Source organism: Nostoc sp. (genome assembly GCF_054880495.1).
Map to the genome: position 1 here is coordinate 1 of NZ_JBTYKD010000310.1, position 21,648 is coordinate 21,648.

Sequence of the window (21,648 nt, forward strand, 5' to 3'; positions counted from 1 at the left end):
TTTGGTTACTGGGCTCTCGTGTCGCCCACCCCACAAGTAGTAGTAATTTATTTCTTGGAAGTCCCTAAGGAACGTAGATTAAATAAAATTGAAAACTTCATCCTGTCTCTAGCTTCCCTCTCCTTTATAAGGAGAGGGATTGAGGGTGAGGTAAACCAGGGACATAAATTGTCTATTATTTAATTCTTATTCCTAAATGTCTGTGAAATGGTGATGGTTTCAGGCGTGGGATGAGCTTAAAGTGCAGTTCGTCTTTTTAACATCTCCACAAGTTTTGTAAAGTGGACGGGAGGAGTAGCTGTCACCTCAATTAACTCTCCAGATAGGGGATGCTGCAATTTGAGCCGCCAAGCGTGCAGTGCTTGACCGGGCAAATTTACCCCCACTGAATGACCAGAACTATAAACTCGATCACCGACAATTGGATGACCCATTTTGGCGCTGTGGACGCGAATTTGATGGGTACGTCCAGTTTCTAATTGAAAGTGAATTAAGGTGAAGTTACCAAGGCGTTCTAGTACTTGCCAATGAGTGACGGCGACTCGTCCGCCTTCTTCAACGGGTATAATCGCCATTTTCTTGCGGTCTTGGGGATGGCGACCAATGGGCAAATCTATGGTACCAGTTTCAGTTTTTGGCGCACCGTAAACCACGCCTAAGTATTCTCGTCGTGCAGTTTTAGCTTTGAGTTGGGCTTGTAGGTGACGATGGGCAATATCTGTTTTAGCGATCGCGATCGCCCCCGTTGTATCCTTATCCAATCGATGAACGATTCCCGGACGCTGAACTCCCCCAATTCCTGGTAAATTGGGACAGTGTGCTAACAGAGCGTTTACCAAAGTGCCATCTGGATGACCGGGCGCAGGATGGACAACTAAGCCTGCGGGTTTGTTGAGAATAAGTAACTGGTCATCTTCGTAGAGGATGTCTAAGGGAATATCTTCTGCTAGGAGTTCTAAGGGTTGAACTTCTGGTATTTTAAGAGTGATGCGATCGCCTAACTTGACATTGATCTTTTTAGATGTACAAAGTTGATCGTTAAGTTGGACGTTACCCTGTTCGATTAACTGTTGGATGCGGGAACGGGATAAATCCGGTAATTCTTGGGAAAGGTAACGGTCGAGGCGATCGCCCTTAGTGTTGACACAGTGTATTGTACTCTTAAGGGTAAGCAAGCTAGGTAAAGCATCCTCCAGTGGAGTTGATAAGCGTTCGCCCTTGGCGTTGGCGTTCGCGTAGCGTGTCGCAGACAAGCGATCGCTATTTTCTTGGATTTGTAAATTTAATTCGGTCACAATTGCTCTAGATTAATTCCCCTTCTTTAAGTAAAGCGCGGAATCTTTTAAAAGGGCGGTTATAAATCGCGTATATCCAGGCAAAACCTTGATTTTAACTTAGTCCACGGATGCGGACGAGAGTTTGTGTAGCCGCAAATTCTATTACCCTAGCTGTCTTGTATTTGTTCTCTTACCGATTGTCGAAATGCTCTAAGTGTTGAACTCATTCCTGTAGTTCGCGCCATTTCCACAAATCGGGGAATAAGATCAATGATAGAAAAAGTAGGAAATGTGGGGCTGATGAGAGACTTCACATATTGCTCACCTTGCAACAAGCTAATTTCTAGGTTTTTGCTTTCATATCGCCAAATTTCAGGTACTTTCAAGGCTTCGTAGGCACTAATTTGGGTTTTAGAGGTGACATCAATTTCAATCGCTAAATCAGGAGGAGGATCAACAGTTAGGTCAATCCTGTCTTTCCCAATCATTAGCTTATAGTTTTGAATATAAAAACAATCATCAGGTTCAATACCTGCACTGATATCTTTTCGCTTAAAGGTAGTTGAACCTAAAGACTCCCAATTGAGATCGAGTTCATCTAGCAAAGCTTTCACCAAGTCTCCGATGATTACCTTAGATCGCTCATGTTCTGGTAATGGAGCCATAATTTCTAACGTTCCTTGGCTGTATGCGACTCGACTCCCGCGATGTTCCCCTAACTCCTTGAGAATTGCTTCAAATACTTGCCAACTCACATCTTCCAGTATTATTCTTTGCCCTGGTGGAACTCGAATTTGTCTGAGTTGAAGAGTAACCATAGAATGTTAGTTGTTAAATAATTTCAATTTTCACTCAAATTTGAGATGAGCGATCGCATTAATTCTCTCAAAATTTCTCACTACACCATCTCTATAAGTAAGTGGGTCAAATTAAATATAAAACCTTACTCTGCCTCCGGCTTCCCTCTCCGAACTCACGGAGAGGGATTGAGGGTGAGGTTTTATCTTATATTTAATTGTGCCTTCCTACTTATTCATCTCTTAGATACAAACCCTTGACTTCTCATCTCTCTTCCTTCTCTTCGAGACGCTACGCGAATGCGCTCTTTGCGTCCTTTGCGGTTCGTTATTCTAAATTTATAACTTCTTGCGGTAACTCAAAAAACCCATCTTCCCCAGCTTCAAAATCAATGACTTGATACACAGCATCAATGTTTAACTCACCATAAATATGAGGAAATAATTCGCCTATTTCAGCAAGTTCATAGCGAATTTCAACTTGTACTTTTTCAGAATCAATAAAAAGTATTACCAATTCTTTTTGGTTATCAAAAAATCTCTTTGCAACTTTGAGTATTTGCGTTGATTTGGAACAGTGTATAAAACCTTCACTATCTAATGAATCAGCCCGATATGTACCGAGATTTTTTGCTTGTTCCCATTGTTGGCGTTTGGTGATGTGAAGAATGGTGTTCATAAAAAATATAGGAATTAATGCGGATTGTAATATTTTCGGAAAATCTTCTAAATTTGTAAAGTCTTTAATTACTTTGCTAGCGCCTACATTTATTAATTTATTATCACCTATTCCAATAAAAGCAATACTCAAATGATAGGCTGCTTTTACATCCCAAACACCATCACCTACAAAAACAACTTTCTGGAATTTTTCAACTTGATAAACATTCTTGGCTTTGATAATAGCTGTTTTAAGAATATCTTCTCGTGAAAGTGCATCATTAGCTGAAGCCAACGGAATGCCTTCCATTTGTAAGTTAGCTTTTTGAAGTTTTAGTTTAGCAGATTCACACCAGCCACCAGTTGCGATCGCAACACACCAATCAGGGTCTAGCTGTAATTTAGCTAATACATTTGCAGCCCCAGGAATTTCGCTGAAAAAATCTTGGTTGTTAATAAACGCCTCTTGGAGTAGACTAACAAAACGTGCTTTGATTCTGACTAACTCTTCATCTGAAGGAAGACGTTCTAATTTTTCAGTAAAAATTTGCTGAGTAATTCCAGAATCTGTAGTGTATGAGTATTCAGACCAATTTGTATTTATACCAAAAATGCCAAACTCCAATGCAAAAGCGCGTACAAAACAATTTTCATCAATTTTGTAGGTATTTGTTAGTGTACCATCAATATCAAAGATTACTAATTGCATACAAGCGATCGCTTTACAATATTGTCTTTAAAATTTCACGCAGAGGTACAGAGTTTTTCTTTGCGCCTTTACATGAGATTATCATTTTATTATAAATTTGGCCGAATACAAACATCTGGCGCACATAAACCGGGAAATTGCAGCGTTGTCACTTCAAGAATATCCAAATCTACGCGACGGATGGCGTGGTTATTGGTATCAGCAATATATAGATATGAACCCACAGCACTCAATCCCGAAGGTTCAAAAAAGCGGCTATTCTTACCTTGGCCATTTTGTAAACCAGCAAAACCATCTCCCAAAACTGTTTGACAATTCCCACTGGAACTAATTAATTTAATTTTATGGTTATAAGTATCTGCCACCCATAGAAAATTCTCGGCGTATTCCACTCCCAAACAATGTTGTAAACGCACATTTTCACCTTGTCCATCTAGATCACCAAAACCAAATAAACCCCCACTACCACAAACAGTTCGCACTTGGTACGGTTCTACAATTCCTACACCACGAATTGAACTAACTTCACTGTCAGCAATATATAATTCTTGCCCATTATTAGTAATACCACTAGGTTGAGCAAAGGCAGATTCACTGAGTGAACCATCAATACAAGCTTCTGCACCAGTACCAGCATAAGTTTTGATGATGCCACTTTCTAAATCCATTTGCCAAATTTGATGCGGCCCAGCCATTGCAATAAACAGGGTATTTCCCACTTTCACTAAATCCCAAGGGGAATTCAGCGCGGTTTCTAAAGCAGCACCGCCATGAGGACGGATATTGCGGCTTTGTTCACCAGTTCCTGCGATCGCTTCCACAACTTGACGCTTTAAATCAACTCGCCGCAGAGTATGATTTTCTGTATCAGCAACATAAAGAATCTGATTTTCGGCATCATAAGCCATTCCCTGTGGTGCAAAAAATTGCGCTTCGTGAAAAGCACCATCGGTTAAACCTGATTTTCCAGTACCAATTAAGTGCAGAATTTCCCCGTCAAAGCTACTCACAACTAAGCGGTGATGTCCAGAATCAGCGATGAATAAACCTGTTGGAGTAGCTAGAACTTTACCAGGAAAAGCTAGAGGTGTGATTAATGGTTGACGCTGTTTTTCTAAAGTCAAGCTGATTTCTTGAAAATTAATTGTGCCTTTGTCACCATGTTGCTGAATTAACTTTTGAATCAACTCGTCTAAAGTGTCACGATTTCCTTCACCAGAAATCTGGCCAATCACGTAACCTTCTGGATCAATAATTATTAACGTCGGCCAAGCACGTACAGCATACTCTTGCCAAATCCGAAAACCACTGTCAACTACAACTGGATGTTCGATGTCGTAGCGCAGGATAGCTTGGCGAATATTTTCTGTTTCTTTTTCGTTGTCAAATTTAGCGGAGTGGACGCCGATAACAGTAAGGCTATCTTTATATTTTTGTTCTAAATATTTCAGGTTTGGCAGAATATGTAGACAATTGATACAGCAGTATGTCCAAAAGTCTAAAATTACGACTCTACCCTTGAGTTGTTTAATAGATAATGGTTTCTCGGTATTAAGCCAAGAGTAATTTTGCGGTAATTCTGGCGCTCTGACACGGGGAATCATAGATAATTCGTAATTCGTAATGACGCTCGATGACTCGCTAACGCTGCGCTAACGTAATTCGTAATTAAGACGCACAAAAGAAGCTTTGATATGGGCGGTTTTCTACCGCTTACCTTCAAGGCTGATTGATTTAAATGATCCAATAAGGGGATTTTTTCAGTTTCCAAAACTGTAACGTTAGCAGTTATCAATTGCCTAAGTGTCATATTGGAAATGCCCAAAAATTTTTGCTCCAGTTATGTCTTACTATTATTTGGCAAGTTTGAAAGTTATCCAATGAATTTAGCCAACACGGCTGTTGTTGCTGGAGAACAAAGAATAGAAGCTTTTGTAACGTTGCAAGTTCGCTATCAATCCGCTCAACAGTAACCGCTTTACTAAACTAGAAATGGTTTTAGCGGATACTACTTTTGAAAAGACTTGATAGATTAACTACCACAGAGTTATCAGCTTGGGTACAACAAGCCAAAACCCAAGCTGAACGAGGACAAGTTACCGATCGCATTCCCCAATTAGCTAAAGCTTATCCTGGTTGGTTTGCAGTTCACATCTGCTGTAAATCTGGTAAAACCATCAGTTTTGGGGATACAGCTTGTGTTTTCTCGCTAATGAGCGTGATTAAGCCATTTTCTCTACTTTATCTGCTAGAACATCTAGGCGCAGAAACAGTTTTTGGATGGGTTGGGGTGGAACCATCGGATGCACCCTTCAATTCTTTAAAACAATTAGTTAGCGATCGCGGACGCCCCCGAAACCCGATGATTAATAGTGGGGCAATTACCCTGTCTGATAAATTACCAGGAAAGGACGCGAACGATCGCACTTTTCTATTTTGTCAATGGCTCAACCAATTAGCAGGTTGCCAATTAAGGTTAGATGAGGTAATGCTGGCTTCAGTGCGATTAACACGCTCAACAGCCAATCAAGCGATCGCTAATTATCTCGCCGAAGCCGGTCATCTCGAAAATGTTGAAACAGCCCTTGACACCTACGAGCAAATATGCTGTCTATCTGGGCAAGTTGAAGATTTAGCCCGGTTGGGAAAACTTCTAGCTTGTGAAAATGGCTATTTATCAGCGCAAAATCGCCAGATTGTCAACGCTGTGATGTTAACTTGTGGACTCTATGAAGCTTCTGCCCAGTTTGCAGTCAGAGTTGGTTTACCGATGAAATCAGGGATTGGTGGTGGACTTGTAGCAATAGTACCAAGTGAGGGAGCGATCGCTTGTTACAGTCCGGGGTTGGATAATATCGGAAATCCTGTAGGAGCGATCGCATTTGTTGAGATTTTAGCGCAAGAGTTGCAGTTGAGCGTCTTTAGTTAATTCTGGTTTTTCGCGATCGGGAGCGGTTGTTTTCGGTAACGGCGTTGATTCAGGAGTTGGCGTAATTGTTTCTGGTGCTGGAGACTCAATAATCTCTGGTAGCGTCGGTGGCAAATTAGGAGATGGTGCAACTGGTGCTTGTGGAGTAGGGATCTTGCCCACCCGACGGTTAAAAAATCCACCTAATCTAGGTTTTGTTGACTGAGGCACAACTTTTTCAGGTAACGGCGTTGATTCAGGAGTTGGCGTCACTGTTGGCTGTGGTTCTGCTATCGGAGACTCAATAATCTCTGGCAGCGTCGGTGGCAAAGTGGGAGATGGTACAGCCGTTGGAACTTCCAATTTTGGTTTTTCTGGCTGTGTTTGGGATTCTTTTGGAATTTCAGTTTCAGGAATCGGCTCTTTTTCTACCTTTGGTTGGATTTGGGGTGTTTTTTCAACAGACGGCGTGGGTGTAGGTGTGAATTTATAATTCTGATCTACAATGCCGCGCACCTCATCTGCTGTAAGTTCTCCTCTGACAATTTTCGACAAAGTATCTTTACCCTTTGGCTGGTAGTCAATCAGTCTGACTGTGGTATTAAAAGCATTTTTGAAAGGATTTCCCTGATTATCGAGAAATTCCAGTTTTACCCAGTTTTTTCCGGGACGGAAGCCTTTAAGATAAACTGCTTGCCAGCGATCGAAAATAAAGCTTTCACCATTAATTGTGGAACGGATGCGCCAATCACTAAATTTGTCGTTGGCGTTTTCCTTGCCGACGAGGTGCAGGGGCGCGTTAGTTAGGTAAAAGTCCAGTAAGATTGGTTCTGCTCCGTAGCTGCTTTGAGGACGGCTATAAGTTAGCAGGGGTAATTTGGGATCTGGGTTGTTGTCGTCGGTTTTGGTGAAGACGTGAAATGTTGTCTGGGCATAAGCGCCTTCATTTTTGAAGCTTTCATCCCAAGGACGGGAGGCAAAGACGCGCAGGGTATGAGTACCTGGAGACAAGTCTGGCAAAACCAAGGGCTGATTTAGGTCGTAAACAGGTATATAAGGTTGGTTATCCAGAATTACGTTTAGATGAGGACCCAGTTGTAATTGTGGATCTTTAAATATTGGTAGATCCTTAACCTGAAAACTGGCTGTGACTTTGTTGCCTGGGAAAACTTCATCAGGTTGTGGAGTAACAATTGTCACTTGTGGCTGATAAACTTCCAAAATTGTCCGCAGTTCTTGGATCGCAGATGGTGGGGAAATTTCCGAAAATTGCTTTGAAATTTGAGAAATCTTGGGAGAGTTTTCGCTATAGCTAGTAGATACTTCCTGGCTGTCGGCTTTCTCGCCACAACTAGTCAAGCTTAATACCAGCATTAATATCATTACCCACTTGAGAATCGGAAACCTCTCAGGGAGGAGCTTCTCTAAAACCCTTTTCTGCCACGAGTTCATGTGTTGCACCCAGTAATCGTCTTCGACAATTGACTAGATTATTTTGGCTCAAACTGTCCATCTGGAACCATAGCCCAAAAGGTGAAATCTGCCTCACATCCCATAAGTTTTTTTGTCTATTTCAGGAAATATTAAAATAAGTCATACTTATTACAACTTTTTACTTATAACAATTGAAATATGACACAAATATTTACGGGTAATAGCAGTAAAAGCTAGAACATCGCCTACATACAGCCAAATCATAAATTTTAAGAATTGTTATCCTTTGTAAATAAAATAGAAAATCTATTGACTTTTGGACAAATAGTTTGAAGTTAAAAGCCAGATTAGGGAGCAATTCCAGCCAAATTTGAGCAAGTTTGAATTATTGTTAAAATATCCCTAACAATGTACAAGTGAAGACTCTATAATTCAACGAGAAACAACTATCCACATCGGGTCTTGATCGCGGCTTCAGCAAAATTCTGGAGTATGCGGTAATGGTTCATTTTGTGGTATTAATGATTCCTCATTCCTGATCAAGAGAGGAGGTCGAATGACAATAAGTCCTCCGGAGCGAGAGGAAAAAAAGGCAAGAGTAATCGTCGATAAGGACCCCGTACCTACCTCATTCGAGAGATGGGCACAACCTGGGCATTATGACAAAACCTTAGCCAGAGGTCCCAAAACCACCGCATGGATTTGGAACCTGCACGCACTCGCCCATGATTTTGATACACATACAAGCGATTTAGAAGATATCTCCCGGAAGATATTCTCAGCCCACTTCGGTCACTTAGCTGTAGTGATGATTTGGTTGAGCGGGATGATTTTCCACGGGGCGAAGTTTTCTAACTACGAAGCTTGGTTAAGCGACCCGTTAAACGTTAAGCCTAGTGCCCAGGTCGTTTGGCCTATTGTGGGACAAGACATTTTAAACGGTGATGTTGGTGGTGGATTCCACGGGATTCAAATCACCTCCGGTCTGTTCCAGGTATGGCGTGGCTGGGGGATTACAAACTCCTTCCAGCTTTACGTAACTGCGATCGGTGGCTTGGTATTAGCAGGCTTATTCCTATTTGCCGGCTGGTTCCACTACCACAAACGCGCTCCCAAACTGGAATGGTTCCAGAATGTGGAGTCGATGCTGAATCACCACTTGCAAATATTGCTAGGCTGTGGTTCCTTGGGATGGGCAGGTCACTTAATCCACGTATCCGCACCGACCAACAAGCTTTTGGATGCAGGCGTTGCTCTCAAAGACATACCCTTGCCCCACGAGTTCATCTTGAACAAAGACTTGTTGACCGAGCTGTACCCCAGCTTTGCTGCTGGTTTAGCACCTTTCTTCACCTTGAACTGGGGTCAGTATGCTGACATCCTCACCTTCAAGGGCGGTCTGAACCCAGTAACAGGCGGCTTGTGGATGACTGATATTTCCCATCACCACTTAGCGATCGCAGTCCTGTTTATCATTGCTGGTCATCAGTACCGTACCAACTGGGGTATTGGTCACAGCATTAAAGAGATCCTCGAAAACCACAAAGGTCCTTTCACCGGTGAAGGTCACAAAGGTCTCTACGAAAACCTGACCACATCTTGGCACGCTCAGTTGGCTACTAACCTGGCCTTCTTGGGTTCGCTGACCATCATCATCGCGCATCACATGTACGCGATGCCCCCCTATCCATACTTGGCAACTGACTACGCTACGCAGTTGTGCATATTCACCCACCATATATGGATCGGTGGCTTCTTAATTGTGGGTGGAGCGGCTCACGCTGCGATCTTCATGGTGCGGGATTACGATCCAGTTGTGAACCAAAACAACTTACTTGATCGCGTACTTCGTCATCGGGATGCGATTATTTCCCATCTAAACTGGGTGTCTATTTTCCTCGGCTTCCATAGCTTTGGACTTTACATCCACAACGACACAATGCGAGCATTGGGTCGTCCTCAAGACTTGTTCTCTGATACAGGGATTCAATTGCAGCCAGTTTTTGCCCAGTGGATACAAAATATCCATGCCTTGGCTCCTGGTACAACTGCACCTAATGCCCTAGAACCAGTTAGCTATGTCTTTGGCGGCGGTATTTTGGCTGTTGGCGGGAAAGTGGCAGCTGCACCCATTGTTTTGGGCACAGCGGACTTCCTAATTCACCACATTCACGCCTTCACCATTCACGTCACCGTCCTAATTCTGCTCAAAGGTGTGCTATACGCCCGTAGCTCTCGTCTGATTCCAGACAAGGGAAACCTGGGCTTCCGCTTCCCCTGCGACGGTCCTGGTCGTGGCGGTACCTGTCAAGTCTCTGGTTGGGATCACGTATTCCTCGGACTTTTCTGGATGTACAACTCCCTATCGATTGTAATTTTCCACTTCAGTTGGAAGATGCAATCAGATGTCTGGGGAACCGTAGATGCAGCCGGGAATGTGACTCACATCACTGGTGATAACTTTGCCCAAAGTGCTATTACCATCAACGGTTGGTTGCGTGACTTCTTGTGGGCACAAGCTACGCAAGTCATCAATTCCTATGGCAGTGCGCTATCTGCCTATGGTCTACTCTTCTTAGGCGCTCACTTTGTCTGGGCATTCAGCTTGATGTTCCTGTTCAGTGGTCGCGGCTACTGGCAAGAACTGATTGAGTCCATTGTTTGGGCGCATAACAAACTGAAAGTAGCACCAGCAATTCAGCCTCGCGCTCTGAGTATTATTCAGGGTCGGGCTGTCGGGGTAGCTCACTACCTCTTGGGAGGAATTGCCACAACTTGGGCGTTCTTCCATGCACACATCCTTTCAGTAGGGTAGAAATCAGCTTTCTACAAGTTAGGAGTTAGGAGTAGAGACGCGATTAATCGCGTCTGTACAGGAGTTAGGAGTAGAGACACGATTAATCGCGTCTCTACAGGGGTTAAGAATAAAAATTTAAAACTCATAACTCATAACTCTCAAGTAATAACTCCTAACTATCACAGCTGGTACTTGATGGCTAAAGGTCAGAGGATTTATTAAACCTATGGCGACAAAATTTCCCAAATTTAGCCAGGATCTCGCACAGGACCCGACTACTCGTCGGATATGGTATGCGATCGCTACAGGCAACGATTTTGAAACCCATGATGGCATGACGGAAGAAAATCTTTACCAAAAGATTTTCGCAACTCACTTCGGTCACTTGGCAATCATCTTCCTGTGGGCATCCAGCCTCCTGTTCCACGTAGCCTGGCAAGGTAACTTTGAACAGTGGATTAAAGATCCCCTTCATATCCGTCCCATCGCCCATGCGATTTGGGACCCCCACTTCGGTAAACCAGCGATCGAAGCTTTTACCCAGGCTGGCGCTAGCAATCCAGTAAACATTACCTACTCTGGTCTCTACCATTGGTGGTATACCATCGGAATGCGGACGAACGGCGAACTGTACAACGGTTCAGTGTTCTTGCTGTTATTCGCAGCTGTATTCTTGTTTGCTGGCTGGCTGCACTTGCAACCCAAGTACCGTCCTAGCTTGGCATGGTTTAAGAGCGCTGAACATCGCCTAAACCACCACCTAGCAGGTTTGTTTGGTGTTAGTTCTTTGGCTTGGGCAGGTCACTTAATTCACGTTGCTATCCCCGAAGCTCGCGGTCAGCACGTAGGTTGGGATAACTTCCTAAGTACCCCACCCCACCCAGCAGGTTTGGCACCATTCTTTACAGGTAACTGGGCTGTCTACGCTCAAAACCCTGACACTCCTGGACATATCTTCAGCACATCTCAAGGTGCAGGAACTGCAATTCTGACTTTCTTGGGTGGCTTCCATCCTCAGACAGAAGCTTTGTGGCTGACTGACATAGCTCATCACCACTTAGCGATCGCAGTTATCTTCATCATTGCTGGTCACCAATACCGGACTAACTTCGGAATTGGTCACAGCATCAAAGACATGCTGAACTCCAAAGCTGGGTTATTTCCCGGTACTAAGAGTGAAGGTCAGTTTAACCTGCCTCACCAAGGGTTGTACGACACCTACAACAACTCCCTGCACTTCCAGTTGGGTATTCACCTAGCTGCTCTAGGAACCATCACCTCTCTGGTGGCGCAGCATATGTACGCCATGCCTTCCTATGCATTTATTGCAAAGGACTACACGACTCAGGCAGCGCTGTACACGCACCATCAATACATTGCTGGATTCCTGATACTTGGTGCTTTTGCTCACGGAGCAATATTCTGGGTACGTGATTACGACCCAGAGCAAAACAAGGGCAACGTCCTTGAGCGCGTACTTCAGCACAAAGAAGCGATTATTTCCCACCTTAGCTGGGTATCCCTTTTCTTGGGCTTCCACACCCTGAGTTTATACGTCCATAACGACGTAGTGGTTGCTTTCGGCACTCCTGAAAAGCAAATCCTAATTGAGCCAGTGTTTGCTCAATTTGTCCAAGCTGCTAACGGTAAAGTACTGTACGGTTTAGACACCTTGCTATCTAACCCAGATAGTATTGCTTACACAGCATGGCCCAACTACGCTAACGTTTGGTTGCCAGGCTGGTTAGATGCCATCAATGCTGGTACTAACTCCCTGTTCTTGACAATTGGCCCTGGCGACTTCTTGGTACACCATGCGATCGCTTTAGGTCTGCACACCACCACCTTGATCTTGGTTAAAGGTGCTTTGGATGCCCGTGGTTCTAAGCTGATGCCCGATAAAAAGGACTTCGGCTATGCCTTCCCTTGCGACGGTCCCGGTCGTGGCGGTACTTGCGACATCTCAGCTTGGGATTCCTTCTACCTCGCTACATTCTGGATGCTCAATACCCTTGGTTGGGTTACTTTCTACTGGCATTGGAAGCATCTAGGTATTTGGCAAGGCAACGTGGCACAGTTCAATGAGAACTCTACATACCTCATGGGCTGGTTCCGCGATTATCTCTGGGCTAACTCTGCTCAGTTGATTAACGGTTACAATCCCTACGGTGTGAATAACCTGTCTGTCTGGGCTTGGATGTTCTTGTTTGGACACCTAGTTTGGGCTACTGGTTTCATGTTCTTAATCTCCTGGAGAGGTTACTGGCAAGAGTTGATTGAAACCCTTGTTTGGGCACACGAACGCACTCCTCTAGCTAACCTAGTTCGCTGGAAAGACAAGCCGGTGGCTCTGTCCATTGTTCAAGGTCGTGTAGTTGGTCTAGCTCACTTCACTGTTGGCTACATCGTGACTTACGCCGCGTTCTTGATTGCTTCTACTGCTGGTAAGTTCGGTTAACTCGGCTGCTAGTTTTGTAGATAAGTAATAAAAATCCCCTGCCGCAAGGTGGGGGATTTTTTTTGGGTTTTGGGTGGGGAAGATGGGAAAAATAAAGAAGGGGGCGGGCAAGACTTCGGCGTGAGCGCTCAGTCGAACGCTGTCCACCTCACAAGAAAGAAAAATTACAAATAGTTTTCTATCCTGAATGCAAGAGCCAAAGTTGAAAATTTTTTGGAGAAGATTACCTCATTGGGAATTAGATGCGGCAGTTTATTTCATTACTTTTAATACTTGGGAAAAGTTAGAACTTAGCCCAGAAGCTAGAAAAATAGTATTTAATTCATGCTTATTTTTTGATAAAAACAGATATCAAATATTTGTCTTTATAGTTATGACAAATCATGTGCATCTGCTCATTCAGCCTTTACTCAAATCGGAAAATGAGTTTTGGTCATTGAGTAGCATTATGAAAAGTATTAAAGGTTATAGTGCTAAACAAATTCCCCAAGTGATGAAACATATAGGAACAGTTTGGCAAGATGAAAGATATGACCGTATTGTTAGGAACGATGAAGAGTTTCAACAATATTGGGAATATATCAGACAAAATCCTGTAAAAGCAGGACTCTCATCAAGTCCAGAAAATTACCCCTTCTTTTGGCAACTCCCTGAATAGTCTCACTCATCACATTCTCTCTTCTCTTGTGGGGTGGGCATCTTGCCTGCCCTTGGTTATGGGCGTTATGGGCGGGCGAGACGCCCACCCCACAAGAGATTATTGGATATTTTTTTATTTGTAAGTCCCCAAAGTTGGGAATATGGAAGAACTACAAATCTCAGAAATAGAAGCTACCTTTACAGCGCTTGTTAAGCAATGGCGTGAAGAGAATAGTGGTGTGTCATCTACTAACCAAATGTCGATGCACCCTGCATACCAGCAAATTATTGGTATGGGAAAACCTGTAATCCCACTTTTACTTGGAGAACTGGAAAAGAAATCTGGACACTGGTTCTAGGCATTAAAATCTATCAGCAGAGAAGATCCTGTTCCTCCAGAATATAGGGGAAATGTAAAGGAGATGACTAAAGCTTGGCTAGAGTGGGGTAGGCAAAAACGCTACTAATTGTTCATCATTGCATCCAATAGCACATTGGCATCAAAGCGCACGACATCGGTGCAAGGTAGCCCAGTTTCTGCTATGGTTTGCGCGATGCTTTCCTCAGCCCCAGATTCATCTAGATGGGCTGTGTTAAGTGCTATACCTACTACAGAAACACTTGCAAAGGCACCACCAGCACTAGCCACAGTTTCATAAAGCCGAATTACTTCTGGTAAAGGTGGAATTAGTACATGAGGATGATTACGTATATGAACTTGTCCCGCCCGATGTACCAGCACTAATTGGGTTGGTTGCGAACCACGAATTAGGGGTAAAGTTGCTGTTGAACCAGGGTGTAGCAGTGAACCTTGTCCTTCAATGTGCAAGATGTCGTAGTTTTTGCCATAGCGCATGATTATTTGTTCTACAGCACCGGCGGCAAAGTCTACTCGCACAGCATCTAAAGCCACGCCGTCCCCTTCTAACATCACCCCAGTTTGACCGGTGGCGAGGAATTTAGAACGCCAGCCCCGTAATTTTGATGCCCAATGTAACTCTAAACTAGTTGACATTTTACCGATGGCCATATCTGTTCCTACTGTCAACACCCGCCGACAGGGAAGGGTGCGTGCTATCCCACTAGCAACACTTATATTAGACGGCTCTTTCCGTACATCCCAAATTAATTGTCCTGGTTTGAGCAGTGCATTTAACTCCGGTATGTTTGCCAATGGTGTATGTAAACCATTTACCAGCGACATCCCAGCCTCTAAAGCATCTTTGAATTCATCCCAGTAATCATCTGGTATAGCGCCACCTCCTGGGGCAATGCCAATTACCAAAACTTCCGGCTTGTACTCCAGGGCGGCGGCTACCGATGCGACAATTGGCACATCACGCTTGATACCTGTTAATTCTGGTAGAGATTTGCCAGCACACTCGCGATCGATTACGGCTACGATTGGGGCTTCACTATAGCGTAAAATAGATAACCCAGTTTTGCCCTGAGTCCCAGTAGTTCCTTCATGCAGCAAGATCGCTACTCGTTGATTAAGTGGTAGACGCACTCTGTTGTACCCCCAAACCTGGTAAATCGTTTGGCAAAAGTCTTCCTTCTTTTAGCAATGCACCCGTAAAGGGATCATCAATTAAGTTAAGGTGACTGTCTAAATCTAAATAATCAGCTAGTGGTGCTAGCTGTAATGCTGCCGTATTAGCTAGCGAACTGTCAGAATAGCAACCGAACATTACTTGTAACTGATATGCTCGTGCTGTATGTACCATTCGCATTGCCTCCGTTAGTCCCCCAGATTTCATCAATTTGATATTAATACCATCCACGTAGTTTGCCAACTGGGGAATATCGGAACTTGTGAAACAACTTTCATCGACAAAGATGGGCAGGGGAGAGGCTTCTTTGAGTTTTGCTAAACTTTTTTCTTGCCCCCGTGGCAATGGCTGTTCTACATACTTTATACCTAAATCAGCTAGCCAATTGCACATGGCGATCGCATCTTCTAAACTCCAACCCCCATTGGCATCAACAAATAATTCTGGTAATGGTGCTTCTTCTCGCACTGCTAATAGCATTTTTTTATCTGCATCTATGCCATCTGGACTACCTAGCTTCACCTTGAAAAGGCAGACATCAGTAAATTGTAACCAGTCTCGCGCTCTCGCCCTGGCAGCTTCAGGCGAATTAATCCCAATTGTGACAGAAGTCGGGACTATTTGATTGCGATCGAGTCCCCAAATTTGCCACAAGGGTAATCCGACGCGCTTACCGAGCCAGTCGTGCATTGCTATATCCAAGGCAGCTCTTGCAGCAGAAGGAATCTGGTTTTGTGTTAAAACTTGCTCAATTTGTTGTCGTTGTAAGGGGCTGAATGTTTGCAACAGTGGCACAACTTGCTCTAAAGCATCTTTGATCGTATCAGTTGATTGCCGATGATTACCCACACCAAATGGCGATGCTTCCCCCCAGCCTTCAATGCCATCGGATGATATCCGCACCCATATATTCGTTGTCTGTGCCGTTGTACCTCGACTAATGGTTAAGGGAAATCTCTTGTTGACTGTAAATAAGTTTACATTTATTTGCATACTTATTCTGCATATTATGTTATGACAAAAGCCAGTGTAAGTTCAAAATTTAGATTATCGGACGTATCCGTTATACTTTTTTACATTCACTGGATGATGTGCTAAACTTTTTATACCAAGTTTTATTGGTTACTTAATTTATGATCAACTTAAAAAAATGGAAAACTTTAAAATCAAAAATGGTCTTAGATCATTACTGGTGTAAGGTAAGGCAAGATGAAATAGAACTGCCCAATGGTCAAATTATCGATGATTATTTTGTTACTATTAAACCAGACGTTGCGATGGTTTTACCTATAACTAGTAGCAAAGAGATAATTTTTGTCCAGCAATACAGATATGCCGTAGGTGAATTTTTCTTAGAATTGCCAGCAGGGAATTTCGATCCTACAAAAGAGAGTGCCGAAATAGCAGCAATTAGAGAACTGACAGAAGAGACTGGTTATATTCCCCAAGAATTTAGAAAAATCGCAACTCTATACGATAAGCCGAGTAAAGATACGAATCAAATACATTTATTTTTAGCAGAGAATGTGAGCAAAGTTGGAGAGCAACAACTAGATATTACAGAAGAGATTGAAGTTGTATTAATTCCCGTAGAATCAGTTTTAGATAAAATTATTCAGGGAGAAATTTGTGTTACAGTAACCGTTGCTGCTCTCTTCTTAGGTTTAAAATTTCTAAGTTATTAATAATCTCAGGGTTAATTATAGGAATCATATTTTATTTCTGAAAAAATCTCGGTAGTCTTGTAGTGGACTGTCTAGTCCAAAATGTTGCAAAAAAATTGTAGGTTGGGGAGCCACTGCGTTGCGCGGGTTTCCCGCGTTGTAGCAAGTGGCGTTGGAGGCTTTGCGTAACCCAACATCCTGATAATCAGTTGGGTTGCGCTCCGCTCCACCCAACCTACGTCTAGATATTACAGAAGAGATTGAAGTTGTATTAATTCCCGTAGAATCAGTTTTAGATAAAATTATTCAGGGAGAAATTTGTGTTAGAGTAACCGTTGCTGCTCTCTTCTTAGGTTTAAAATTTCTAAGTTATTAATAATCTCAGGGTTAATTATAGGAATCATATTTTATTTCTGAAAAAATCTCGGTAGTCTTGTAGTGGACTGTCTAGTCCAAAATTTTGCAAAAAATTGTAGGTTGGGTGGAGGCTTTGCGTAACCCAACATCCTGATAATCAGTTGGGTTGCGCTCCGCTCCACCCAACCTACGTCTAGATATTACAGAAGAGATTGAAGTTGTATTAATTCCCGTAGAATCAGTTTTAAATAAAATTATTCAGGGAGAAATTTGTGTTACAGTAACTGTTGCTGCTCTCTTGTTAGTTTTAAAATTTTTAAGTTATTAATAATCTCAGGGTTAATTATAGGAATCATATTTGATTTCTGAAAAAATCTCAGTATTACTACTTTTGATGAAGTATTAAAATCGTTGAATCAATCTTTGGAGAGAGGATTTATACCAACTAAATTTTCTATATTCTAGAGAGCAGATAGTAAAACTTAAGGAAATAGAATAATGCCACTACAAAAAATAAGTGAATTTGATACAGACTACCATAATACTATTGGTAAAGACATCAAAGGATTGGGTCTCTATGTTCAGGGAACCGATGAGAAGATTGGCACAATAATTGATGCTGTATTAGACGAACAAGGAGCATTCCGCTATTTAATTGTTGACATAGGCGTTTGGGTTTTTGGCAAGAAAGTATTACTACCAATAGGTAAATCGCGTATTGATTCTACAGCAGATCGTGTATACGTTGTTGGTATGACAAGAGAGCAAGCGGAAAAATTGCCTGAATATCATGAGCATACAGCGCTTGACTACGACTATGAAGAACAAGTGCGCGGAGGATATCGCACCCCATCTGTACCTCTGGATGCAACATCTACGGCTGCGGTAGCATCGACAGTTGGGCGTACTACTCCTAGTCTTGATCGCAACAACTACACCTACGCACAAGAGCCAGATTTATATGATGTCAGCGCTCACGGAGACCAAACCTTCAAACTTTACGAAGAAAGATTAGTTGCTAATAAACAACGTCGCAAAACTGGAGAAGTAGCGATTAGTAAGCATGTCGAAACCGATACTGTAAATGTTGCTGTATCGCTGGAAAAAGAGCGAGTCGTGATTGAGCGAGTTACCCCTAAAGATGCAGGTAAAGTTGTATCTGCTGAAACAGCTAACTTCCGCGAGGGTGAAGTAGCACACCTGGAAATCTATGAGGAAGTTGCAGATGTCCAGAAAGAAGCTTTCTTGCGAGAAGAAGTCAGAGTGCAAAAAGTTGTAGACAAAGAAACTGTTGAGGTTCAAGAAACCATTCGACGCGAAGAGTTAGACGTTGAGACTGATGGAACTTTAAAAGTAAATAAAACTGACCGAGTTTAACTCTCTTGAAGAGGCTAAAGAGCAGGGGAGAATTTATTTTCAAAATGTTTGACGATCCGCAAGCTTGATTTCAGGCTTTGCGCGATCGTCTTTCTTCTTTCGACCGTGATACTCTAGTTGCTGTTTTGAAAGCAAGTGACTGAAGTAGCGATCGCCACGGTTTTCTAAGCTAGAATACCAAAGTTGTATTTAGATACATCTGACAAGTCAATTGCCAAAGAGCCGTTATTTCTATGACTTACTACGTAATATACGACGGGAATTGTAATCTCTGCGTTAGTCTAGTGCAATTGCTAGAAACCTTAGACCAGGGAAAGTTATTTCGCTATGCACCCATGCAAGATGAGCAGACACTTTTACAGTGGGGAATTACAGCCCAAGATTGCGAACAGGGGATGATTTTAATTGATGGTAATCAACCTCAAAGACGTTGGCAAGGTAGTAATGCAGTAGAAGAGATTGGGCGGTTATTGCCAGTAGGAAGTATATTTGTAGACGCTTATCGAGCCTTACCGGGGATGAAGTGGGCAGGCGATCGCTTTTACGAACAAATCCGCGATCATCGCTACACTATTTTTGGTAAACGTTCTAGTACCTATCAATCGTCGTATTGCGCGGATGGTAGCTGTAAGGCGTAGGGTAGCTTTAAAATCTCGTTTCGAGTCGGAGACTGGAAATGCTCTTCATTGTGGCTCTGGCGTAAATTTAGAAGGCGGAGCCTTATAGAGAGCATTCCCAGTCGGAGACTGGGAACGAGGGACACGAGGGACACCACTTACAACTAAATTGGTCATTAGACAGAGTTTGTTTGACGCGAAAATCCGCCTACAGGTGCTAGAAAAAAGTCTGGTAGACCAACCATTATGCTATCTGGCGTGTTTGTAAACATTCTGCAATCAATGACATTTACGATCGCCTACGGCGGCGGGTACGCCATCGCGCCACAATTCGGCACAACATAAAATCTGATGGGAGGATACTGCGTGAGAATTGGTGCTAACTACTTGGGTAACGGAGAGTGTGAATTTACAGTTTGGTCTCCGCTATTAGATAGCGTTACGGTACAAATTTTGACCCCAGAGCAGCAGCTAATTCCGCTCAAGCCTACGTCTGAGGGATACTGGCAGACGAAAGTCAACGATGTGTATCCAGATACGCTTTATCGCTATGTCTTGAATGGTCAAGATACCTTTGCTGATCCGGCGTCGCAGTATCAACCGGAAGGGGTGCATGGGCCATCTCAAATTGTCGATCACCACTTTGAATGGACTGATCAAACATGGGCTGGCATTCCTGTGGAGTCGATGATTTTCTACGAACTCCACGTTGGCACATTCACACCGGAAGGAACTTTCACCGCGATCATTTCCCGCTTACCGGAACTAAGGGAACTGGGAATTAACGCCATTGAAATCATGCCCATCTCCCAGTTTCCTGGAGACACGCATATTGAGGCAACTCTTGCATATCGCAACTGGGGTTATGACGGCGTTTATCCCTTTGCTGTCCAAAATTCCTACGGTAGCCCAGCCGAACTTAAGCAACTGGTAAATGCTTGCCATCAACATAATATCGCCGTAGTCCTGGATGTGGTGTATAACCACTTTGGGCCAGAAGGCAACTATATGAGTCAATTCGCGCCCTACTTTACTAAAACCTATAAAACGCCGTGGGGCGAAGCGCTGAATTTTGACGACGCCCATAGTCAGGGTGTGCGAAATTATTTCATCCAAAATGCGCTCTATTGGTTGGGCGAGTTCCACATTGATGCATTGCGGCTGGATGCTATTCAGGCAATTTACGACTTGGGAGCCAAGCATTTTTTGTGGGAACTCTCCGAAGCGGTTCATCATTTTTCACAACAAGGGCAAAAATGGAAACGCCATTTAATTGCTGAAAGTGACCTGAATAATCCGCAAATAATTCGCCCGGCCGAATTGGGTGGATATGGTCTTGATGCTCAATGGAGTGATGATTTTCATCATGCATTGCACACATTGTTGACAGGCGATCGCCAAGGATATTATCAAGATTTTGGGCAGTTGGCTGATTTGGCGAAAGCTTATAATGATACTTTTATCTACGATTGGAAATACGCTCCACATCGTAAACGTTTTCATGGCGTATCTTGCCGCGATCGCCCTTTATCACAGTTTACAGTCTGCATTCAGAATCACGATCAAATCGGCAATCAAATGAAAGGGGAACGCCTCAGCCAGAGGATTTCTTTTGAGGGATTAAAGTTAGCCGCCGGCGCTGTGCTGCTCTCGCCCTACTTACCCCTGTTATTCATGGGAGAAGAATATGGCGAAACTGCACCCTTCATTTACTTTGTCAGTCACTCCGATCCCGATTTAATTGAAGCAGTTCGAGCCGGACGCAAACAAGAGTTTGAAGCGTTTCACTATGCAGATGCTCCCCCAGATCCCGAATCGGCAGAAACTTTTCTGCGTTCTAAACTTAATTGGGAATTACGCAATAATGGTAAGCACAAAGTTCTCTGGGATTGGTATCGTCAGTTAATTAATTTACGCAAAACGCATCCAGCACTTCTCAACCAAGACCGCAATTTTATCCAAGCGACTAGCGATGAAGACAAGGAGTTAGTAATCGTGCGTCGTTGGTGCGAATCAAGTGAACTAACATTTGTGATGAATTTCAATTCGTCTCCAGTCACAGTCACTCTGCCAATTGGGCATAATTCTCACAAACTATTAGACTCAGCAGATACCTCATGGTCTGGGACTGGTTCCCAAGCCCCTGAACATCTGTCTGTGGGGCAAGAATTGACAGTAAAAGCTACTAGTATCGTCCTGTATGAACGAGAATGAGCGAGTGGCGAATGGGGAGTAGGCTTGCCGTGAGCCTAGCCTAACGGGAGTGGGAGAGTTAAAGTTTTAAGCTCAGAGGTTCAACGCTCATGCTCAGAGGTTCAACGCTCATGCTCAAAACCTCAAACTCCCTCATCCCCCTTATCCCCCTTATCCCCCTCATCCCCCTCATCCCCCTCATCCCCCA

At 43.4% G+C, this 21,648-nt stretch carries 17 protein-coding genes and 4 pseudogenes; 12 read left to right on the top strand and 9 right to left on the bottom strand.

The window, feature by feature from the left end; genetic code table 11:
* Positions 1-183: hypothetical protein (locus ACYTXL_RS26780; protein ID WP_461927342.1), on the top strand; the 183-nt coding region annotated here is incomplete at its 5' end.
* 53 nt (positions 184-236) lie between these two features.
* On the opposite strand, the gene ACYTXL_RS26785 is transcribed toward ACYTXL_RS26780, so the two are convergent.
* The 6 genes and pseudogenes from ACYTXL_RS26785 to ACYTXL_RS26810 form a co-directional block, all read right to left on the bottom strand.
* A complete protein-coding gene (locus ACYTXL_RS26785; RefSeq protein WP_461927363.1) occupies positions 237-1,154 on the bottom strand; it encodes an RluA family pseudouridine synthase in 918 nt (305 codons plus the stop codon).
* Between the two features lie 290 nt (positions 1,155-1,444).
* Positions 1,445-2,095 carry a Uma2 family endonuclease gene (locus ACYTXL_RS26790; protein WP_461927343.1) on the bottom strand — a complete coding sequence of 217 codons (651 nt, stop codon included), beginning with the start codon at positions 2,093-2,095 and terminating at the stop codon, positions 1,445-1,447.
* 30 nt (positions 2,096-2,125) lie between these two features.
* A pseudogene (locus tag ACYTXL_RS26795) lies at positions 2,126-2,194 on the bottom strand (AtzG-like protein); the annotation flags it as partial.
* Positions 2,195-2,402: 208 nt separating this feature from the next.
* Positions 2,403-2,753, bottom strand: a complete 351-nt coding sequence (locus tag ACYTXL_RS26800) for a DUF952 domain-containing protein (RefSeq protein ID WP_461927364.1) — start codon at positions 2,751-2,753, stop codon at positions 2,403-2,405.
* A 123-nt stretch (positions 2,754-2,876) separates the two neighbouring features.
* Positions 2,877-3,443, bottom strand: a pseudogene (locus tag ACYTXL_RS26805) (HAD family hydrolase); the annotation flags it as partial.
* A gap of 89 nt (positions 3,444-3,532) precedes the next feature.
* Positions 3,533-5,047, bottom strand: coding sequence for a thioredoxin-like domain-containing protein (locus ACYTXL_RS26810; protein ID WP_461927344.1), 1,515 nt, complete (start codon positions 5,045-5,047; stop codon positions 3,533-3,535).
* Positions 5,048-5,457: 410 nt separating this feature from the next.
* Between ACYTXL_RS26810 and glsA the strand changes: the two genes are divergently transcribed.
* Positions 5,458-6,372, top strand: a complete 915-nt coding sequence (glsA, locus tag ACYTXL_RS26815; protein WP_461927345.1) for a glutaminase A — start codon at positions 5,458-5,460, stop codon at positions 6,370-6,372.
* Here the strand turns inward: glsA and ACYTXL_RS26820 are convergent.
* A complete protein-coding gene (locus ACYTXL_RS26820; protein ID WP_461927346.1) occupies positions 6,337-7,803 on the bottom strand; it encodes a hypothetical protein in 1,467 nt (488 codons plus the stop codon). The genes glsA and ACYTXL_RS26820 overlap by 36 nt on opposite strands.
* Before the next feature lie 538 nt (positions 7,804-8,341).
* Here ACYTXL_RS26820 and psaA point away from each other — a divergent pair.
* The 4 genes from psaA to ACYTXL_RS26840 all read left to right on the top strand — a co-directional run bounded on the left by psaA (position 8,342) and on the right by ACYTXL_RS26840 (position 14,038).
* On the top strand, positions 8,342-10,600 hold the full coding sequence (gene psaA / locus ACYTXL_RS26825) for a photosystem I core protein PsaA (RefSeq protein WP_461927347.1): 2,259 nt from the start codon (positions 8,342-8,344) through the stop codon (positions 10,598-10,600).
* A gap of 208 nt (positions 10,601-10,808) precedes the next feature.
* Positions 10,809-13,040 (top strand): photosystem I core protein PsaB, encoded by a 2,232-nt coding sequence (gene psaB / locus ACYTXL_RS26830; protein ID WP_461927348.1) that lies wholly within the window; start codon positions 10,809-10,811, stop codon positions 13,038-13,040.
* A gap of 187 nt (positions 13,041-13,227) precedes the next feature.
* Positions 13,228-13,698 (top strand): REP-associated tyrosine transposase, encoded by a 471-nt coding sequence (locus ACYTXL_RS26835; RefSeq protein ID WP_461927349.1) that lies wholly within the window; start codon positions 13,228-13,230, stop codon positions 13,696-13,698.
* A gap of 142 nt (positions 13,699-13,840) precedes the next feature.
* Positions 13,841-14,038 (top strand): hypothetical protein, encoded by a 198-nt coding sequence (locus tag ACYTXL_RS26840; protein ID WP_461927350.1) that lies wholly within the window; start codon positions 13,841-13,843, stop codon positions 14,036-14,038.
* Positions 14,039-14,142: 104 nt separating this feature from the next.
* On the opposite strand, the gene ACYTXL_RS26845 is transcribed toward ACYTXL_RS26840, so the two are convergent.
* A complete protein-coding gene (locus ACYTXL_RS26845) occupies positions 14,143-15,189 on the bottom strand; it encodes a DUF1611 domain-containing protein (RefSeq protein WP_461927351.1) in 1,047 nt (348 codons plus the stop codon).
* Complete coding sequence (locus tag ACYTXL_RS26850) at positions 15,173-16,225, bottom strand: dipeptide epimerase (protein WP_461927352.1); 1,053 nt, start codon at positions 16,223-16,225, stop codon at positions 15,173-15,175. Before ACYTXL_RS26850 ends, ACYTXL_RS26845 begins: the two co-directional genes overlap by 17 nt.
* A 140-nt stretch (positions 16,226-16,365) precedes the next feature.
* Between ACYTXL_RS26850 and ACYTXL_RS26855 the strand changes: the two genes are divergently transcribed.
* The 6 genes and pseudogenes from ACYTXL_RS26855 (at position 16,366) to treZ (ending at position 21,461) form a co-directional block, all read left to right on the top strand.
* The gene (locus tag ACYTXL_RS26855; RefSeq protein ID WP_461927353.1) at positions 16,366-16,917 is read left to right on the top strand and encodes an NUDIX hydrolase; all 552 of its coding nucleotides are present in this window, start codon (positions 16,366-16,368) and stop codon (positions 16,915-16,917) included.
* A gap of 217 nt (positions 16,918-17,134) precedes the next feature.
* Positions 17,135-17,272: pseudogene (locus ACYTXL_RS26860) on the top strand (NUDIX hydrolase); the annotation flags it as partial.
* 171 nt (positions 17,273-17,443) lie between these two features.
* Positions 17,444-17,581, top strand: a pseudogene (locus ACYTXL_RS26865) (NUDIX hydrolase); the annotation flags it as partial.
* A 170-nt stretch (positions 17,582-17,751) separates the two neighbouring features.
* Positions 17,752-18,630, top strand: coding sequence for a DUF2382 domain-containing protein (locus ACYTXL_RS26870; protein ID WP_461927354.1), 879 nt, complete (start codon positions 17,752-17,754; stop codon positions 18,628-18,630).
* Positions 18,631-18,863: 233 nt separating this feature from the next.
* On the top strand, positions 18,864-19,268 hold the full coding sequence (locus ACYTXL_RS26875) for a thiol-disulfide oxidoreductase DCC family protein (RefSeq protein ID WP_461927355.1): 405 nt from the start codon (positions 18,864-18,866) through the stop codon (positions 19,266-19,268).
* Positions 19,269-19,613: 345 nt separating this feature from the next.
* Positions 19,614-21,461 carry a malto-oligosyltrehalose trehalohydrolase gene (gene treZ / locus ACYTXL_RS26880; RefSeq protein WP_461927356.1) on the top strand — a complete coding sequence of 616 codons (1,848 nt, stop codon included), beginning with the start codon at positions 19,614-19,616 and terminating at the stop codon, positions 21,459-21,461.
* Positions 21,462-21,648 lie beyond the last annotated feature (187 nt).

Bases quoted from the DNA above. Each gene is read 5' to 3' on its own strand.
- ACYTXL_RS26840 (WP_461927350.1), top strand. From the start codon at position 13,841: ATGGAAGAACTACAAATCTCAGAAATAGAAGCTACCTTTACAGCGCTT.
- ACYTXL_RS26870 (WP_461927354.1), top strand. From the start codon at position 17,752: ATGCCACTACAAAAAATAAGTGAATTTGATACAGACTACCATAATACT.
- ACYTXL_RS26800 (WP_461927364.1), bottom strand. From the start codon at position 2,753: ATGAACACCATTCTTCACATCACCAAACGCCAACAATGGGAACAAGCA.
- ACYTXL_RS26835 (WP_461927349.1), top strand. From the start codon at position 13,228: ATGCAAGAGCCAAAGTTGAAAATTTTTTGGAGAAGATTACCTCATTGG.
- psaB (WP_461927348.1), top strand. From the start codon at position 10,809: ATGGCGACAAAATTTCCCAAATTTAGCCAGGATCTCGCACAGGACCCG.
- ACYTXL_RS26810 (WP_461927344.1), bottom strand. From the start codon at position 5,047: ATGATTCCCCGTGTCAGAGCGCCAGAATTACCGCAAAATTACTCTTGG.
- ACYTXL_RS26855 (WP_461927353.1), top strand. From the start codon at position 16,366: ATGATCAACTTAAAAAAATGGAAAACTTTAAAATCAAAAATGGTCTTA.
- ACYTXL_RS26875 (WP_461927355.1), top strand. From the start codon at position 18,864: ATGACTTACTACGTAATATACGACGGGAATTGTAATCTCTGCGTTAGT.
- ACYTXL_RS26790 (WP_461927343.1), bottom strand. From the start codon at position 2,095: ATGGTTACTCTTCAACTCAGACAAATTCGAGTTCCACCAGGGCAAAGA.
- ACYTXL_RS26850 (WP_461927352.1), bottom strand. From the start codon at position 16,225: ATGCAAATAAATGTAAACTTATTTACAGTCAACAAGAGATTTCCCTTA.
- ACYTXL_RS26820 (WP_461927346.1), bottom strand. From the start codon at position 7,803: ATGAACTCGTGGCAGAAAAGGGTTTTAGAGAAGCTCCTCCCTGAGAGG.
- psaA (WP_461927347.1), top strand. From the start codon at position 8,342: ATGACAATAAGTCCTCCGGAGCGAGAGGAAAAAAAGGCAAGAGTAATC.